The 15,504-nt window shown below is 60.1% G+C and carries 19 protein-coding genes; 8 read left to right on the top strand and 11 right to left on the bottom strand.

Features of this window, described 5'->3' with window-relative positions; all coding sequences use genetic code 11:
* Positions 1-27: 27 nt before the first annotated feature.
* The 3 genes from rpmB (at position 28) to ACR0J1_RS08620 (ending at position 1,572) form a co-directional block, all read left to right on the top strand.
* Positions 28-315, top strand: a complete 288-nt coding sequence (gene rpmB / locus ACR0J1_RS08630; RefSeq protein WP_008756960.1) for a 50S ribosomal protein L28 — start codon at positions 28-30, stop codon at positions 313-315.
* Positions 316-699: 384 nt separating this feature from the next.
* Positions 700-1,062, top strand: coding sequence for a hypothetical protein (locus tag ACR0J1_RS08625; protein WP_480732668.1), 363 nt, complete (start codon positions 700-702; stop codon positions 1,060-1,062).
* A 45-nt stretch (positions 1,063-1,107) separates the two neighbouring features.
* Entirely contained in the window at positions 1,108-1,572 is a 465-nt protein-coding gene (locus tag ACR0J1_RS08620; RefSeq protein WP_480732669.1) for a copper chaperone PCu(A)C, read from the top strand.
* Between the two features lie 72 nt (positions 1,573-1,644).
* Here ACR0J1_RS08620 and ACR0J1_RS08615 read toward each other — a convergent pair whose 3' ends face one another.
* Together ACR0J1_RS08615 and ACR0J1_RS08610 are read right to left on the bottom strand one after the other, a co-directional pair.
* Positions 1,645-2,253, bottom strand: coding sequence for an HdeD family acid-resistance protein (locus ACR0J1_RS08615; protein WP_480732670.1), 609 nt, complete (start codon positions 2,251-2,253; stop codon positions 1,645-1,647).
* Between the two features lie 63 nt (positions 2,254-2,316).
* On the bottom strand, positions 2,317-3,018 hold the full coding sequence (locus ACR0J1_RS08610; protein ID WP_480732740.1) for an NAD-dependent deacylase: 702 nt from the start codon (positions 3,016-3,018) through the stop codon (positions 2,317-2,319).
* A 28-nt stretch (positions 3,019-3,046) separates the two neighbouring features.
* Between ACR0J1_RS08610 and ACR0J1_RS08605 the strand changes: the two genes are divergently transcribed.
* Positions 3,047-3,496, top strand: coding sequence for a low molecular weight protein-tyrosine-phosphatase (locus ACR0J1_RS08605; RefSeq protein WP_480732671.1), 450 nt, complete (start codon positions 3,047-3,049; stop codon positions 3,494-3,496).
* 119 nt (positions 3,497-3,615) lie between these two features.
* Here the strand turns inward: ACR0J1_RS08605 and ACR0J1_RS08600 are convergent, their stop codons facing one another.
* The 4 genes from ACR0J1_RS08600 to ACR0J1_RS08585 all read right to left on the bottom strand — a co-directional run bounded on the left by ACR0J1_RS08600 (position 3,616) and on the right by ACR0J1_RS08585 (position 7,008).
* Positions 3,616-4,002, bottom strand: a complete 387-nt coding sequence (locus ACR0J1_RS08600) for a hypothetical protein (RefSeq protein ID WP_480732672.1) — start codon at positions 4,000-4,002, stop codon at positions 3,616-3,618.
* A gap of 333 nt (positions 4,003-4,335) precedes the next feature.
* A complete protein-coding gene (locus ACR0J1_RS08595; RefSeq protein WP_480732673.1) occupies positions 4,336-5,277 on the bottom strand; it encodes a LysR family transcriptional regulator in 942 nt (313 codons plus the stop codon).
* 65 nt (positions 5,278-5,342) lie between these two features.
* A complete protein-coding gene (locus ACR0J1_RS08590) occupies positions 5,343-5,651 on the bottom strand; it encodes a hypothetical protein (protein WP_480732674.1) in 309 nt (102 codons plus the stop codon).
* A 169-nt stretch (positions 5,652-5,820) separates the two neighbouring features.
* Positions 5,821-7,008: a hypothetical protein gene (locus ACR0J1_RS08585; protein WP_480732675.1), complete on the bottom strand. Its 1,188-nt coding sequence runs from the start codon at positions 7,006-7,008 to the stop codon at positions 5,821-5,823.
* Positions 7,009-7,056: 48 nt separating this feature from the next.
* On the opposite strand from ACR0J1_RS08585, the gene lepA reads away from it, so the two are divergent.
* The 3 genes from lepA to ACR0J1_RS08570 all read left to right on the top strand — a co-directional run bounded on the left by lepA (position 7,057) and on the right by ACR0J1_RS08570 (position 10,784).
* Positions 7,057-8,856 (top strand): translation elongation factor 4, encoded by a 1,800-nt coding sequence (gene lepA, locus ACR0J1_RS08580; RefSeq protein WP_480732676.1) that lies wholly within the window; start codon positions 7,057-7,059, stop codon positions 8,854-8,856.
* Between the two features lie 193 nt (positions 8,857-9,049).
* Positions 9,050-9,889: a hypothetical protein gene (locus ACR0J1_RS08575; RefSeq protein ID WP_480732677.1), complete on the top strand. Its 840-nt coding sequence runs from the start codon at positions 9,050-9,052 to the stop codon at positions 9,887-9,889.
* Between the two features lie 442 nt (positions 9,890-10,331).
* Positions 10,332-10,784 (top strand): hypothetical protein, encoded by a 453-nt coding sequence (locus ACR0J1_RS08570; protein ID WP_480732678.1) that lies wholly within the window; start codon positions 10,332-10,334, stop codon positions 10,782-10,784.
* 83 nt (positions 10,785-10,867) lie between these two features.
* Here ACR0J1_RS08570 and ACR0J1_RS08565 read toward each other — a convergent pair whose 3' ends face one another.
* The 5 genes from ACR0J1_RS08565 to ACR0J1_RS08545 all read right to left on the bottom strand — a co-directional run bounded on the left by ACR0J1_RS08565 (position 10,868) and on the right by ACR0J1_RS08545 (position 14,347).
* Positions 10,868-11,296 carry a type II toxin-antitoxin system Phd/YefM family antitoxin gene (locus tag ACR0J1_RS08565; protein ID WP_480732679.1) on the bottom strand — a complete coding sequence of 143 codons (429 nt, stop codon included), beginning with the start codon at positions 11,294-11,296 and terminating at the stop codon, positions 10,868-10,870.
* An 826-nt stretch (positions 11,297-12,122) separates the two neighbouring features.
* A complete protein-coding gene (locus ACR0J1_RS08560; RefSeq protein ID WP_480732680.1) occupies positions 12,123-12,260 on the bottom strand; it encodes an entericidin A/B family lipoprotein in 138 nt (45 codons plus the stop codon).
* 64 nt (positions 12,261-12,324) lie between these two features.
* Positions 12,325-13,128, bottom strand: coding sequence for an iron chelate uptake ABC transporter family permease subunit (locus ACR0J1_RS08555; RefSeq protein WP_480732681.1), 804 nt, complete (start codon positions 13,126-13,128; stop codon positions 12,325-12,327).
* Entirely contained in the window at positions 13,128-13,841 is a 714-nt protein-coding gene (locus ACR0J1_RS08550; RefSeq protein ID WP_480732741.1) for a metal ABC transporter ATP-binding protein, read from the bottom strand. The genes ACR0J1_RS08555 and ACR0J1_RS08550 overlap by 1 nt, the downstream gene beginning before the upstream one ends.
* Before the next feature lie 26 nt (positions 13,842-13,867).
* The gene (locus tag ACR0J1_RS08545) at positions 13,868-14,347 is read right to left on the bottom strand and encodes a Fur family transcriptional regulator (RefSeq protein ID WP_480732682.1); all 480 of its coding nucleotides are present in this window, start codon (positions 14,345-14,347) and stop codon (positions 13,868-13,870) included.
* A 93-nt stretch (positions 14,348-14,440) separates the two neighbouring features.
* Between ACR0J1_RS08545 and ACR0J1_RS08540 the strand changes: the two genes are divergently transcribed.
* Positions 14,441-15,502, top strand: a complete 1,062-nt coding sequence (locus tag ACR0J1_RS08540; RefSeq protein ID WP_480732683.1) for a zinc ABC transporter substrate-binding protein — start codon at positions 14,441-14,443, stop codon at positions 15,500-15,502.
* The last annotated feature ends 2 nt before the right edge of the window (positions 15,503-15,504 follow it).

The following is a 15,504-nucleotide window of genomic DNA, read 5'->3' as shown; positions in this document are numbered from 1 at the left end:
CGGCCTCCAGAAACAAAGGAAGAAACCATGTCGCGCCGTTGCGAACTGACCGGAAAAGGCCCGATGACTGGCAACAATGTCAGCCACGCCAAAAACAGAACTCGTCGCCGTTTTCTGCCCAACCTGAACGATGTGACCCTGCAGTCCGAGACTCTGGGTCGTGGCGTCAAGCTGCGCATCTCGGCGGCTGCCCTGCGCTCGGTCGACCACCGTGGTGGTCTGGACGCGTTCCTGGCCAAAGCCAAGGATGATGAGCTGTCGGCAAACGCCCTGAAAGTGAAAAAGGAAATCGCCAAGGCACAAGCCTCGGCCTAAACCCCTTTCTCACCCGAGATTACGGCCCTGCACCTTCCGGTGCGGGGCTTTTTCGTTGCGCATCCTCGCGTCGATTGTTCCCAAATCGACCATAAAACGCCCGGATTGGTGATGTTGTTCACATACGCGGCGCTGAATGCGAGCTATCTTCACGCTTATTATCATTGTGGAGGGTTCATAATGCCTTTCAAAGTTGCCAATTTCCTTTTTCTGTTACCGACCAGTATTGCCACGGTCGTCGCCCGCTGCACCCGGATGCAGCGCCGGGTAAACCGCCTGCACACCGGGATGAACACCCAGACGCAGCGGCCCCCAAAACCCTGAGCCTGTCATACTGTCTCAGCCCCGCCTTTCCGCTTGAAGCATACCGGGGGGCGGGGTTAAGTGCGGGCTGAGATGCCGGGCTTTTTCCGCACATATCTGCCTTATGCCCTGTCGCTGCTGGTGATCCTCACCGGGCAGGGGCTGGCGGCGTCGCGCGGGATCGACCGTGCGGTAGGGCAGATGGTGCTGTGTACCGGCACCGGGCCTGTCGTCGTCTATATGGACGAAGACGGTCAGCCGGCACGCGCGCCGCATTATTGCCCGGACTATGCGCTCAGCCTGTTGGGGGCGGTCCATCCGGCCCAGGCGGCGCTGCCTGCGGCCCCGTCCCGGGCCCTGCCTGCGCCACTGTTGCGCGCCGATAACCTGATCGCGGCCCCGCAGCCCCGCCAACCGGCCCGCGCGCCGCCCGTGCCTTTGTAACACCCATCCCAAGGAAAATCAGACTGTTACAAAGGAGAGGTTAACATGACCCTCAAATCCACCCTGCTTGCCACCCTGACCACCATCGCGCTCGCCTCGGGGGCACTTGCCGCCGACACCATCGTGATCGGCGACGCCTATGCCCGCTCGGGCGGCAAGGCCGCCAAGGCGGGCGCGGCCTTCATGATGATCGAAAACCAGGGCGACACCGATGACCGCCTGATCGGCGTGACCTCGGATGTTTCGGCCCGGGTCGAACTGCATACCCACAAGGTCGACGAAAACGGCGTTGCCAAGATGGTGCATGTCGAGGAAGGCTTTGCCATTCCCGCAGGTGAAACCCACATGCTGCAGCGTGGCGGCGATCATGTGATGTTCATGGGCCTCAAAGCGCCGTTCGAACAGGGCGCGACCGTGCCCGTGACGCTGATCTTCGAAAACGCCGGAGAGGTGGTGGTCGAGATCCCAATCGACCTTGAGCGTCAGGGCGGCCACGGGCACTCGAACTGACGCCTGTCTTCAAGCCACCGGTCCGGTGGCCATCATCCATGCGTCAGGCCGGGCAATGCCCGGCCTGTTGCCTTAGCGGTTGACGGTTTTCATGCCCACCCGGTCGCCAGCCTTTTTGAACCGCGCCGCCAGAAAGAACATCACCACCGCCGAGGTCAGCGCAAAGAACGCAATCGCCCAGCCCAGCGCGACCATGCCGCTGCCGGGCCAGAAGATCAGCACCAGCCCGATGATCAGCGCCACGATACCTGAATTGCGCACCGTCGCGCGCTCGGGGTCCTGCGGGTGCATCTGCGGCAGCGCCATGAAGGATCCGATGGCCACAAACAGCGCCATCGCCCCCATCAGGGTAAACGCCAGCCACGCCACCCCCTGCGGCCAGATCAGCAGCACCAGCCCGATCAACGCGGTGCCGATGCCCACGCCTCCGATCAACCCGCGCCGCCCGAAGCCCAGCCATGTCAGCGCGCCATCCAGGATCAGCAGCACCCCCACCAGCCGCAGCAGAACCGAGATACTGCCCGTCGGCCAGAACAGCGCCGCGATCCCGATCAGACCGGCCAGTATCCCGCGCAGCAGAAAGGTCCACCACAGGCTGGCCAGATTGGTGCTGAGCGTATCGCGGGCGTTAATGCTGGCATCATCAAGGATTTCCCCATCTTGGGGCGGCAGATCAGTCATATCACTCACTCTTTTCGTGTTTTCAGCACCATAGACGGGAACGGACGCCGCTGTCTGCCCCTATCACGTGTCACCCTGCGCCAGCAGCCCGTCCACCCAGCGCGGCACCACCTCGGACGCAGGCCCCAGCAGGGCCTCGTCAAACAGCGACGCCCCGGCCGAGGATTCAAGGTTCAGCTCAACCGTCCGCGCGCCCACGGCCCGCGCCTCTTGCACGAAGCCCGCCGCCGGATAGACCTGACCCGAGGTCCCGATCGAGGCAAACAGGCTGGCCCCAGCCAGATGGTCGAATATCTCATCCATGAAATAGGGCATCTCGCCAAACCACACCACGTCGGGCCGGGCCGAGGGTTGCTGACAGGCCGGGCAGCGCTCGCCCACCTGCATCTCGGATGGTGAGGTCCAACGATGCCCGCAGGCCCCACACAAAGCCCCCGCCAGCGTGCCATGCATATGGATCACGCGCGCGGCCCCTCCGGCCTCGTGCAGGCTGTCGACATTCTGGGTGACGATGATCACCTCTTTGCCCCAGTCCCGTTGCAACCGCGCCAGCGCCCGATGCGCCGCGTTGGGCTGCGCCTTGGCCGCCTGCACCCGCCGCGCGTTATAGAACCCATGCACCAGCGCCGGGTTGCGGGCAAAACCCTCGGGCGTGGCCACATCCTCGATCCGGTGCTGCGCCCACAGGCCGCCCTCGTCGCGGAAGGTGCCCAGCCCGCTTTCGGCGGAAATTCCGGCCCCGGTCAGAATGACGATCTTTCCCATACCCGCCTCACGCGCTAGACCCTTTGCCATGACACACCGTATCCTATTCGTCTGCCTCGGCAATATCTGCCGCTCACCCGCGGCTGAGGGTGCCTTCCGTGCCCGCGCCCCGCAGCACCAGACCGACAGCGCCGGAACGGCGGGCTGGCATGTCGGAAAACCGCCCTACGGGCCCATGCAACAAACCGCCCGCGCGCGCGACATCAACCTTGGCGACCTGCGCGCGCGCCAGTTCGAGGCACGGGATTTCACCCGTTTCGACCTGATCATCGGCATGGATTCCGACAACATCGCCGCAATCGAGGCCCTACGCCCCGAGGGCAACGACACCCCCGTCCACCTGCTGACCGATTTCGCACCCCATACCGGCGCGGATCACGTCCCCGACCCTTACTACACCCGAGATTTCGACGGCGCGCTGGATTTGATTGAACAGGCGGTCGCGGGGCTCGACGCGCATCTGGGCGCGGAATCCTAGACGCAGCGGGTCGAACATCGCCGACCGCTCTCGTCAGCCCAAATGACCAAATACTGTGCCTGAGGTCCGCACCAACGGCACAGTTCAGGCCGATACGCCAGCCGCGGGACGTTGCCGCCCTACCATCTGCAAGCTTTATTATCCATAATGCAATCAATGGGATACTTCAGAGCGTTGTCGATCACAAGCGAGACCGATTCAAGCTCGCTGGCGTCAACCCCGTTCACGGTCTGATAGTCAAACTGCAGCGTGCCGCCCTCCAGCTTCGGGTTGCTGAGGGTGACGATCAGCCCGACCTGCTTCCCATCGCTGATCCCGGTCAGGGCCGCATTGGGCGGGTCCACCGCAAAGCTGTTGTCGCCCTTGTCCCAGTTCTTGATGACCCCCTGCAGGGGCGCATCCAGGGCCTCGCGATAGGGGCGGTCCGCAAACAGAACGATCTGATCGTCAATGCCTTCAAGCACCAACTTGCCATCGGCGAGCGTCGCAGAATTCGCGACTTCCATAAACAGCCAGCTTTTGGATTCGTCCGCGGCAGCTACAGAGGCACAAGCGACAAGGCCTGCAATGATTCCTGTTCCGAGTAAGTCGAACTTCACAATATTCTCCCTTAGCGAGGCCGCTTTCTTGGCCGAAACAATCTCCGGTTATCAATTTATGAGATCAATTGCCTTGTGATTGCAAGTTAAGAAAGGTTTATCCGTCAGCATGATCAAGTCTGCTGGATGTGAACATTAACAAATGCTTGGCTCCTCGCTTTCGGACCGCCCCGCACCGCGGGGCTACACAGCAACCAGCAAGGTCAGAGATACCCGCCCGGCTGATCGCTCGGCACGAACCTATCCCATCACCTTCAACTGTCCCCCCAGCCACGGCAACTGCGCCACCGCCGGATCAACGATCTGGCTCTGCATCAGCCGCCGGATCATGTCCGCCACCTCCTGCGGCACCTGATCGGACCAGTCGGTGCGGGTGAACAGCGAGATCATCCGTGAAAACTCACCAAAGGGCGAGGGATGCACCTCGATCCCGTCATGGAACCGGGTCGCGCGCATATAGCCCAGCGGCGTGGTGATCGCCCAGCCCAAGCCCCGCGCTACCATCGCCATCAGCGCAAGATGCGAGCCGATCTCGAACCGTTCCTCGAACTCCATCTGCTGACGGGCCAGATGGCCTTCGATCTGACGGCTGATCAACTGCTCGCGGGCATAGCGCAGAAAGGGCAGGTGCTGCGTCGGCTGCTCGGCCCCCTTGGGCGCAACCAGAATGAACGGATCCTGCACCAGAGGGTATTCGACCACCCCCTCCAGCACCTCGCCGCTATGGGCCGAGACCGCCAGATGCAGGCGCTGTTCCACCAGCGCCTCGAAAATCTCGAGGCTGGGCAGCGTGGTCAGCTTGAATTTCGATCGGGTCAGACTGTCGGCCAGCAAGGTTGCCAGACGCGGCGTCAGGTCATTGTCGAAATCGTCGATCAGCCCGATGGACAGCGTGGTCAGATGCCCCAGATCCATCACCGCCAGTTCGCTTTGGGCCACCTGCAGCTCACCCAAAACCGCCTGCGTGCGCGCCAGAAAGCTGCGCCCCGCCTGCGTCAGCCGCATCGGCCGCCGCCCGTGATCCACCAGATCGGTGCCCAACGCCTTTTCCAGATTGCGCAACTGCTGCGAAACCGAGGGCTGGCTGAGCCCCGTGATCTCGGCCGCCTGCGCCACCGATCCGGTCCGTGCCAGCGCCTCGAACACCTCAAGGCCCCGCAGGGTCAGCCCTTTCATCACCATAAGATACACCTTTCGCTGCGCCATTTCTGAGGCGCAGCGGGCATCAGGTCAAGGATTGCCTGAGGCTAGCTGCAGATCGCCTGCGCCATCTGGCCAAAGTTCTGATACCGATCCCACAGCGCATCATCGCGCGCGGTCTGCGACATCTTCAACTCCTGGGCCTGATGGGGGTCTTCGAACCATTTCGAGACGGTCTTCTGATCGCTGCGCGTCAACGCCTGATCGGCCACCCGCTGAATGCAAGAACACCGATCCCGCGTCGCCGCCGACCGATCTGATGCCAAACACGCCTGCTTGATCTTGGCCGCTTCTGCAACCGGAGCCACCGCCGTCAGCGACGCCGCACAAAATGCGATTAGGAGGAACTTTTTCATACTCGAGCCTCGTTTTTGCCTGCCCGGACGGGTCTTATGCCCCTCTCGGTCTGCGCGGGAGTATGAATCAAAGTGGTTAAGGGATCAATCGGGTGGTTTGAAAAAGTGCATTCCCGAGTCATGAACGTCCCATTCCTCACCCGTAGGCCGGGCTTCAGCCCGGCAGTGGTCAGGACAGAAACGGCAGCCAGCGCTCTAATGCTTCAATCAGCGCTTCGATCTTCTCGGGATGTTTGGCAATGTACGTATCTGCAACGACGGTCGCGCCTTTGGTGGTTCCAACTACGATTGCGGTGCCAACTGCTAAATTCACTTTACCTGCACACCACCTAAGAAGACTTGCCAAACCTGATTTGAGCTTAGCTAGTATCGCCTCAACCCACTCGCGAGCAGGACGTTCCTGCTCCATTGCTGTCGAGAGTTCTTCGGTCGCTTCCCAAATCAATGTGATTGCGCCAGACAAGTGCTCGTCTTGAATGTTCTCAGGAGGGTTGTTTCCTCCGATACCGAGGCGTGCGATAGTTTGAGTGCTCAAACTATCTTTAAGTTCAGCTAGAGCTCTTTCGGTTTGCAGTCTCGCGTGGATTTTCTCGATTTCTTCCGAAACTGCTTCTGGACCTTTATCCCAAATCGTATCATCGATCGCAAACAGTCGATATTGCAGCTCTAGGTCCAAGGGCGTGCCGATTAGCAATCCACGATACCAATCACGCCAGTATTGGAAACGAGGGCCTTCTGGCGGATCGTTATCGTATCGTGCTATCGCAAATTTCCAAAGATTTGAAAGTTCACCCGATAGCCAGTCCTCGGAAAAGAGCGGCGCGGCAAGTTCAGTGAAGCGCGTTGAATTGAGATCTGTTGCGTCTTCCTCAGCGTGTTCGATAACTCTTGACCAACTGAGTGATACCGCTTCTTGAGCTTGTTTGGATCCGGATGAATCTCCGGAAGATAGCTTCGCGAGGGCCAACGCGCAAAATTTCAGCGCTTCAAACCAGTGTTCCCTGTCGGTGCCGTTTGCGTTTTCCAAACAGTAAGTCGCGAACTTTGACTGACTTGTTAACGTAACATCAAGTTCTGCATGAGCCAATTTTTGGAAGGTCGTGGGGGAAGATGAAAAGGTAGGCCGCCAAGGCAAGTAGGCTTTGTTTACAATACAGAGCACAAGTCGAATATCTGCGTGTGTTTCCCGCCAGTGTATTAGGTCAAATTTTGGTTGTCTCGTGGCGACTGCCATAGTGACCAAGAAGGCTCGTAGCGCGGCTAAAGAGGCGACTTGTTCAGCGATGCTTTCATCTAAACTATTGAACCACTTCTCGGCGTCGTGGTCTTCCAGATATAATTCCCCTAGTTGGATCATTCACATCCCCATTGACCAACCCACGATTCCTCTACATATCCCCAACCCATGACAGACCTCGCTCATATCCGCAATTTCTCCATCGTCGCGCATATCGACCATGGCAAATCCACCCTTGCTGACCGGCTCATCCAAGAGACCGGAACAGTCAAGGATCGCGACATGAAGGAACAGCTGCTCGACAGCATGGATATCGAGCGCGAGCGTGGCATTACCATCAAGGCCAACACGGTTCGCATCGACTATACCGCCGACAATGGTGAGGCCTATGTGCTGAACCTGATCGACACCCCCGGCCACGTGGACTTTGCCTATGAGGTCAGCCGGTCGATGCGCGCGGTCGAGGGCTCTCTGCTGGTTGTGGACTCGACCCAAGGGGTCGAGGCGCAGACGCTGGCCAACGTCTATCAGGCCATCGACGCCGACCACGAAATCGTTCCGGTGCTGAACAAGATCGATCTACCCGCGTCCGACTGTGACCGCGTGGCCGAACAGATCGAGGATGTGATCGGCATCGACGCAACCGACGCCATTCAGGTCTCCGCCAAGACGGGGCAGGGCATCCATGAGACGCTAGAGGCCATCGTGCAGCAACTGCCCGCGCCGCAGGGCAATCTGGACGCGCCGCTCAAGGCGATGCTGGTGGATTCGTGGTACGACGCCTATCTCGGCGTCATCGTTCTGGTCCGCATCATGGACGGCACGCTGAAAAAGGGGATGCGGGTCAAGTTCATGTCGAACAACACCCTGCACCATGTCGATCGCGTCGGCGTTTTCCGCCCCGAGATGGAGATGGTGGACTCGCTAGGCCCCGGTGAAATCGGCTTTCTCACGGCGTCCATCAAACAGGTCCGCGACACCCGCGTGGGTGACACGATCACCAATGACCGCAACGGCACCGAGGACGCGCTGGACGGCTTCAAACCCGCGCAGCCGGTAGTGTTCTGCGGCCTCTTCCCGGTCGACAGTTCCGAATTCGAGGACCTGCGCGAGGCGATCGACAAACTGGCGCTGAACGACGCCTCATTCTCGTTCGAAATGGAAACCTCGGCCGCGCTGGGCTTTGGCTTCCGCTGCGGCTTCCTTGGCCTGTTGCACCTAGAGGTCATCCGCGACCGGATCGAACGCGAATACGATATCGAGCTCATCACCACCGCGCCGTCGGTGATCTATCACGTCTACATGAAAGACGGCGAGATGATCGAGCTGCACAACCCCGCCGACATGCCCGACCCCTCGAAGGTCGACCATATCGAGGAACCGCGCATCAAGGCGACCATTCTGGTGCCGGATGAATACCTCGGCGACGTGCTGAAACTCTGCCAGGACCGCCGCGGCATCCAACTGGACCTGACCTATGCGGGCTCCCGCGCGATGGTTGTGTACGACCTTCCCCTCAACGAAGTCGTGTTCGATTTCTATGATCGCCTGAAATCGGTAACAAAGGGTTACGCCAGCTTTGACTACCAGATGACCGGCTATACCGAGGATAATCTGGTCAAGATGTCGGTACTGGTGAACGACGAACCCGTTGACGCCCTGTCAACCATGGTTCACCGCGACCGGGCCGAGATGCGGGGCCGGGCGATGTGCGAAAAGCTCAAAGACCTGATCCCGCGCCATATGTTCAAAATCCCGATCCAGGCCGCCATCGGAGGCAAGGTCATCGCCCGCGAGACCCTCTCGGCGCTGCGCAAGGACGTGACCGCGAAGTGTTACGGAGGCGATGCGACGCGGAAACGCAAACTGCTGGATAAGCAGAAGGCGGGGAAAAAGAAGATGCGCCAGTTCGGGAAGGTCGATATCCCGCAGGAGGCGTTTATTAGCGCCTTAAAAATGGACAGCTAAAGGCTGGCCATTTTTAAGGCGGGTGGGCGAAAGCGGTTGGCGCAGCCAACTGCGTGCCCACAGGGTTGATACGATAGAATGGAGTTTGTATCTTAATTAATCGGGCACTGGTTAGGCCAGAGCCATTTCTGTTGCTTTTCAAGATTTTGTTAGTAAATCTCCGCCAAATTCAAGATTTGAAGAAGAGGTTTTCGTGTCTAACGTGCAAACAGAGAATTATCTAGATAAATCAAGCGTTGTTCTAACATTAACCCTAGATAACAGTCAGCCAATTGAGCTCGGAGCATTCGTGAGTGCTTTCACATCACTAGCCTCTGACTACAAGAAAAGCCTCGAAGGTAAAGGTTTGGATGCTGATGCTGAAATCTACATCACCGAGGTGCGGTCGGGTTCTATTGTAGCTGATCTGATGCCGGTCATTGCGACTGCATTTCCGGCTATCGCCGCCAGTGTGGAGCAAGTAGGTCAAGCCATTGACTTTGTTAATACTTGGAAGGAGAGGCTTGAGAAGTTGAAGGACGGCTTGGTGCCTGAAGGCCTTTCCAAGTCTGAGTTGAAAACGTTTACTGATGCCGTGCAAGCTGTGGCTCGAGACCCTGACGCTAACCAAAAGCTCGAGGCAGCAACTTTCGAAGATGGCAAGCGTCAGGTGAAAGCGGCATTTAGATTCTCGTCAAATGATGCTCGGGCAATTGAGAAGACGATCGAGGGAGAGTTCAAACGGCTTGAAGAACCGGGTGAGAAAAAGCACCAGCGGGTTCTAATGTACTTTACCCGTTCCGACATTGGGGATGCACCAATAGAAAAGCGTAGCGGTGAACGGGCGGTTATCGACGAGATCTCCGAAAAAGACCTCCCGATCATGTATGCCTCGGAATTGGCTGAAGAGCGGATAAAGCATGAGATAAGGGAGCCGGACGAGAATATTTACAAGAAAGGGTTCAACGTGGACGTCGTCGTTCAGACGCGTAACGGGAAACCTGTAGTCTACAAGGTGCTAGAAGTTCACCAAGTTATAGATTTGTCTGATTGAAATCCCAAATCCACCCGCCCGGCGGCACCGCCGGGCCGCGCCGACCCGCCCCCAATGGGGCGGCGCGTTTGCGCCACCCCGCGGGCCGGCGCGGCCCTCAGTTCTGTCGATCAACCCTCTTCCGCCCTACGGTCCCCATCGGTGGTTTGAAAACCCACCCTACGTAGGATGGGTGTTCACACCCATCATGCCCCCCGGGGCTCCGCCCGTTCGGCCCTGAGGGCTCCGCCCGTTCGAAAGCGAAACCATCCACTGGATGGTTTCCGGGACGCTTTCTCACTCCACTGGACCGTTTCCGAGACGGGCCTCACCCCTCCAACATGAACCCCACATGAACAATCCTTTAGAAAACTTGTAAGCCCCGCACCTCCTCCCAATCTGTATCCCACAGCACGGATGTTCGCATTTGAACTCCAAAGGGTCGCATTCAGGAGGAGAGACCATGACCAGATATATGACTGCCGGAGCAGCCGCTCTGGCCACGAGCCTCACCCTCGCCACCGCCTCGATGGCCGACACCACGCCGGACCTGCGCGGTGCATGGACGGGGACCTATACCAAGGTCTCGCCCTCGCGCACCGCCACCGGGGATGCGCCGCGCTTTCATCAGGGCGAGTGGATGCTGGATATCCAGCAGCAGCAGGACAACCTGTTCTGGGGGCCCAGCAAGTGGCGTCCGAATGCCGATGCCGACTGGCGTGTGTTTGATGCCACCGGCACCATCAGTCTGGATGGCTCGGGCAAGATCGGGCTGGTCGAAAGCTCGGCCGATCCGGATGTGGGCGTCAACGCCATCGTCGATGCCTATTACAAGGACGGCAAGATTTACGCGGATTTCCGTAGCCTGCGTCGGGGAACGGCCTACAGCACCGTTCTGGAGCGTCAGGTGAACTGAAGCGTCTTCGGCCTGACCGGTTGTTAAAGGGGGTCATTGCCGCTGAGATTTGTGACTGCGGCATGGAGTAGTAGGTACCCCGGTCAGGTCGGAGCGCTTCTCATGAAGACACGTCTCCACAGGGAGGCGACGGGCCGGGCGGCGATCTCGCCGCCCGCGACAGGGTCCAGACCCCCGCGTTTGAGGATGCGGCGTTCCTCGGCACGGGTCATCTGGATCTCGCGGACCTTCAGCGCGGCGTCGCGCGCGGTGAGGTATGTGCCGTCCGGCCCCGGTTCCATCCCCGCAATTCCACGCCCGTTCGACCACCACCCGCGCAGCCCGCTGAGCGGGTGTTTGCGTCCGATCCTGTCATCATCCTGCAGTTGCCAGATCCGCTCGGCCTCGGCCATCGAGACCAGCGCGGCCAGCGGCTTGCCATGGCGGGTCAGCACGATCACCTCGCGCGGGTCCTGTGCGAGGGTGATCAGTTCGCCCAGCCGGGCGCGGGCGTGCGAAATGGTGAGTCGCATGGGCGAATCTCCGGTTGTACAAAACGAAAGATCGGGGGTCTGAGTGTTGTACAAACCGAACAATTCACCCTTAACGCGGCGCGCGGGCCTTTGCAGTTGCAGAAAGCGGTAAAATCGGGCGCGATTTCTTATGTCCGCGGTTTTCCCCTCACAACCCTGCGGTGCGGCGCGGTTTCCCGAGATATCCACATCGCTCTCCCGGCGGATATCAACAGCTTATCCCCGTCTCATTTTCATGCTGCAGTGCTATTTTCTTGTCCCACGCAGGGGCAGATGCAACAGTCAGGTCACCGCAACGGATCTTCGGAAACGGGGCGGGACGCAAAGGCCAAGGGGGCCCGAGTGACGAAGGCAGATTTTAGGATTTGTTCTTTGTTGCAATGGCTTACCGGTGGTGGATCAGGTGGTCCGGACTTCGTGTTCGGGGCAGGTGGTCAGCCTCTCAGAAGGTCGATGCGTGCTGCGATGTGACATAGCACACGGCGCAGCGGCCAAGGCTCCTTCGGGGGTTGCGGCAACTGGACCGGAACGTCCCTCGGGCGGATCGGACCGGCAAGGCGTCAGGGGTGTCCGCAAGGATACATGCAAAGACCGCGTCTGCGCACCTGACGTCTTTTCCTTTTTTGAATCAAGGTTTTATACAGGCTGCCACAGGTCACCGTTCAAACGGAAACGGGGTTCTTTCGCTTGCGCAAAAGAACCCCGTTAAACTGTCAGGACTGCAATGCCGCGTCTATGCACCTGTGTGGTCAGGCTAGCGGGTTACAGGTCGAGGTGCAACAATATATTGCGGCGCGCCATTGCATCGCCGCAATATGTCGAATGATTAGAGGCTTTCCTGAACGTCCGTGGCCGCGCCCTGAATGGCGTCGCCGGCCTTTTCGATGTCTTTGCCGGCACCTTTTGCGGTTTCGCAGGCGGTCAGTGTGAACAGGGCCAGGCCAATTATGAATGCGCGGATCATTGGGAACTCCATAAGTGCTTGTTTCGTCTTGATTAGCAGCTTTCCAACGGCGCTGCTACAGGTTTTAGCGCCGGCCCGTCTTGCGCATCAGCGGCCCCAACAGAGCGGTGATGGCAAAGATCAGGGCGCCCGCACAAACGATGCTCGGTCCGGCCGGTGTGTCGGCCCAATAGGCCCCGCCCAAACCGCCCAGAGCCGCAGCAGATCCGATGACCGCGGCACCCAGTGCCATCGCCTCGGGCGTGCGTACCAGGGGGCGTGCAGCGGCGGCGGGAATGACCAGCAGCGCGGCGATCAGCAACACGCCAACCACCTTGATCGCCACGGCTACCGCCAGCGCCATGGCCAGCGTCAGCCACAGCTCCTCGCGCCGGGGATCGATGCCCGAGGCGTGGGCCAGATCGGGGTTCAGCGTCGCCACCAGCAAAGCCGACCAACGCCACGCCATTACTGACAAAATCAGTGCGCACCCGCCCCAGATCGTGGCCAGATCGCCTCGGGTCACCGCCAGAATGTCGCCGAACAGAAAGGCGTTCAGGTCCAGTCGCACGTCGGCCAGTAGGGCCACCGTCACAAGCCCTGCAGCCAACGCTGTATGGGCCATTACGCCCAGCAACGTGTCCATCGCATAACCGCGCCCGCGCAGTAGCGTCACCGTCAGCCCCATCGCCAGCGCTGCAGCGATGATTGCAGGCAGCAGCGGCAGCGAAAAGCTGAGTGCCAGCGCCACGCCCAGAACGGCGGCGTGGGCGGTGGCTTCGCCCAGATAGGCCATGCGCCGCCAGACCACGAAACAGCCCAGCGGGGCCGCTGCAATGGCAACGCCGAGCCCGGCAAGCGCCGCGCGCACCATGAAATCGTCCAGCATCAGTGGGCCTTGTCCTGCGAATGGTCGTGATCGTGCGAGTGGCTGTGCTGATGCTGATACAGCGCCATGGTGCCCTTGGTGCCCGACCCGAACAGCGCGCGGTATTCCGGGGCATCGGCGACCGTGTGGGGGGCGCCTTCGCAGCAGATATGCCCGTTCAGACACAGTACCCGGTCCGAGGCCGCCATGACCACGTGCAGATCATGGCTGACCATGACGATGGCGCAACCCAGATCGCGCCGAACCTGTTCTATTCGTTGGTAAAATGCAGCCGCGCCCGGTTGGTCGAGCCCCTGCGTTGCCTCATCCAGCAACAGCAGCTGCGGCGAATCCAGAAGCGCGCGGGCCAGTAAGACGCGTTGAAACTGCCCGCCGGACAACTGTGTCATTTGCCGATTGCGCAGATCCGGCACCCCCGCCAGATCCAGCGCCTGAACCGCTGCCTGCGCCGAGATGCGGCGGGGCAGGCCCATGAAACGCTGGACGGTCATGGGCAGCGCGGCATCCAGCGCCAGCTTCTGCGGCACATATCCCACCCGCAGGTTGGGCGCGCGCCGGACCAAGCCCTCGGACGGCGACAGAGCCCCGATCATCGCACGCAGCAGCGTCGACTTGCCCGAACCGTTGGGGCCGACGATGGTCACGATCTCTCCGGCCGAAACCGAAGCATTGACGTGTTCAAGGATCGTCCGCCCATCAACGCGGATCGACATATCCTTAATAGAAATCAGAGGCTTGGTCACAGCGGGGTTCCCGCGCAATCGGGGCATAGCCCCTCGGCTTCGACCACGATCCGCTCGATCTGAAAACCCGATACGTCTGCTGCGGCCCCCAGTCGGCCTTGGGTCAGCTCGGTCTCGGCCTCGGCGACAGCCTTGCACATCCTGCAGATCAGAAAGGCGGGAACATGGTCGTGCGTGGGATGCGCACAGGCGGCATAGGCGTTGATCCGCTCGATCCGGTGGACAAAGCCGTGCTGCACAAGAAAGTCCAGCGCTCGATAGGCCACCGGCGGTTGTGAGCCCATCCCCTCGGCAGCAAGTACGGCGAGGATGTCATAGGCACCCATAGCCTGGTGTTTTTCCAGCAGAATTTCAAGGACCCGGCGGCGCACGGGGGTGAACTGCAGCTTGCGCGCGGTGCATTTCGCCTGTGCCTGAGACAGCGCGGTTTGCACACAGGTCCTGTGATCATGATGCCTGAAGCCGATGGTGGTCATGGGGTGCTCCGGTGAATTTTGGCCTTGATATGTTATAACGTCCAGCATATCAAGCGCGCGAGAAATGTAATAACATATCATTGCGAGGTTCCCATGCACCGCTCTCTTCTGTGCGCGACAGCAATCTTTGCGGCCGGTCAGGCCATGGCCGATAGCCCGAATGTGGCCGCCGATATCGCCCCGGTTCACTCACTGGTCGCGCGCGTGATGGACGGGGTCGGAGAGCCTGCTCTGATCATCCCGCCCGGAGCGTCGCCGCATGACCACGCCATGCGCCCGTCCGAGGCACGCGCGCTGCAATCGGCCGATATCGTTTTTTGGGTCAGCGAGGACCTGACGCCGTGGATGACCAAGCCCCTGGGTGCCTTGGCCCAAGGGGCGCAGCAGGTCGAACTGCTTGAGGCAGAGGGGCTGACCCTGCATGAGTTCCGTGATGTGTCAGAGGAGCATCACGACGACCATGATGACCATGACCATGACCATGATGACCATGACCACGACGACCATGGGCATGACGATCACGATGATCATGGGGACGCGCACGATCATGCCGAGGAAAAACATGACGACCACGGTCACGACGACCATGGCCATGAAGAAGACGACCATGCGGATGCCCATGGCCACCACCACGATGGTGTCGATCCTCATGCCTGGCTTGATCCCGAGAATGCCCGCGTCTGGGTTCAGGTGATTGCCATGACGCTGGCCGAAGCCGATCCCCACAACGCCGAAGCCTATGCCAGCAACGCCGCCGCTGCTGAAGCCGAGATTGCTGCGGTGCAGGCGCAGATCGCCGAGCAGTTGGCCGGGGCGCAGGGGCTGGGCTTTATCACCTTCCATGATGCCTTTCAGTATTTCGAAAAGCGCTTTGGACTGGAAAGCTCGGGCACGGTCAGCCTCAGTGATGCCCAAAAACCAAGCCCGGCCCGGCTGGCGGAACTGCGCGCGCGGATCGAGGCGGATGGCATTGATTGCGCCTTTGCCGAGCCGCAATTCGATACACGGCTGGTCGAAGCCGCGATCGAAGGCAGCGGTGCGGGCATTCAGACGATTGATCCGATCGGCGCGGCGTTAACCCCAGGTGCGGGCCAGTATCCCGAGATGTTGCAGGCAATGGCAGACAGTTTCGGCCGCTGCGCCGCTGGGCAATAGGG

The organism is Ruegeria sp. CJ3 (genome assembly GCF_056536725.1).
Note: the sequence above shows the minus strand (reverse complement) of the source record. Positions and strands in the feature narration are given on the sequence as shown.

Coding starts and splice junctions, on each gene's coding strand:
- rpmB (WP_008756960.1), top strand. CDS start 28: ATGTCGCGCCGTTGCGAACTGACCGGAAAAGGCCCGATGACTGGCAAC.
- ACR0J1_RS08620 (WP_480732669.1), top strand. CDS start 1,108: ATGACCCTCAAATCCACCCTGCTTGCCACCCTGACCACCATCGCGCTC.
- ACR0J1_RS08615 (WP_480732670.1), bottom strand. CDS start 2,253: ATGACTGATCTGCCGCCCCAAGATGGGGAAATCCTTGATGATGCCAGC.
- ACR0J1_RS08610 (WP_480732740.1), bottom strand. CDS start 3,018: ATGGGAAAGATCGTCATTCTGACCGGGGCCGGAATTTCCGCCGAAAGC.
- ACR0J1_RS08605 (WP_480732671.1), top strand. CDS start 3,047: ATGACACACCGTATCCTATTCGTCTGCCTCGGCAATATCTGCCGCTCA.
- ACR0J1_RS08600 (WP_480732672.1), bottom strand. CDS start 4,002: ATGGAAGTCGCGAATTCTGCGACGCTCGCCGATGGCAAGTTGGTGCTT.
- ACR0J1_RS08595 (WP_480732673.1), bottom strand. CDS start 5,277: ATGGTGATGAAAGGGCTGACCCTGCGGGGCCTTGAGGTGTTCGAGGCG.
- ACR0J1_RS08590 (WP_480732674.1), bottom strand. CDS start 5,651: ATGAAAAAGTTCCTCCTAATCGCATTTTGTGCGGCGTCGCTGACGGCG.
- ACR0J1_RS08585 (WP_480732675.1), bottom strand. CDS start 7,008: ATGATCCAACTAGGGGAATTATATCTGGAAGACCACGACGCCGAGAAG.
- lepA (WP_480732676.1), top strand. CDS start 7,057: ATGACAGACCTCGCTCATATCCGCAATTTCTCCATCGTCGCGCATATC.
- ACR0J1_RS08570 (WP_480732678.1), top strand. CDS start 10,332: ATGACCAGATATATGACTGCCGGAGCAGCCGCTCTGGCCACGAGCCTC.
- ACR0J1_RS08565 (WP_480732679.1), bottom strand. CDS start 11,296: ATGCGACTCACCATTTCGCACGCCCGCGCCCGGCTGGGCGAACTGATC.
- ACR0J1_RS08560 (WP_480732680.1), bottom strand. CDS start 12,260: ATGATCCGCGCATTCATAATTGGCCTGGCCCTGTTCACACTGACCGCC.
- ACR0J1_RS08555 (WP_480732681.1), bottom strand. CDS start 13,128: ATGCTGGACGATTTCATGGTGCGCGCGGCGCTTGCCGGGCTCGGCGTT.
- ACR0J1_RS08550 (WP_480732741.1), bottom strand. CDS start 13,841: ATGTCGATCCGCGTTGATGGGCGGACGATCCTTGAACACGTCAATGCT.
- ACR0J1_RS08545 (WP_480732682.1), bottom strand. CDS start 14,347: ATGACCACCATCGGCTTCAGGCATCATGATCACAGGACCTGTGTGCAA.
- ACR0J1_RS08540 (WP_480732683.1), top strand. CDS start 14,441: ATGCACCGCTCTCTTCTGTGCGCGACAGCAATCTTTGCGGCCGGTCAG.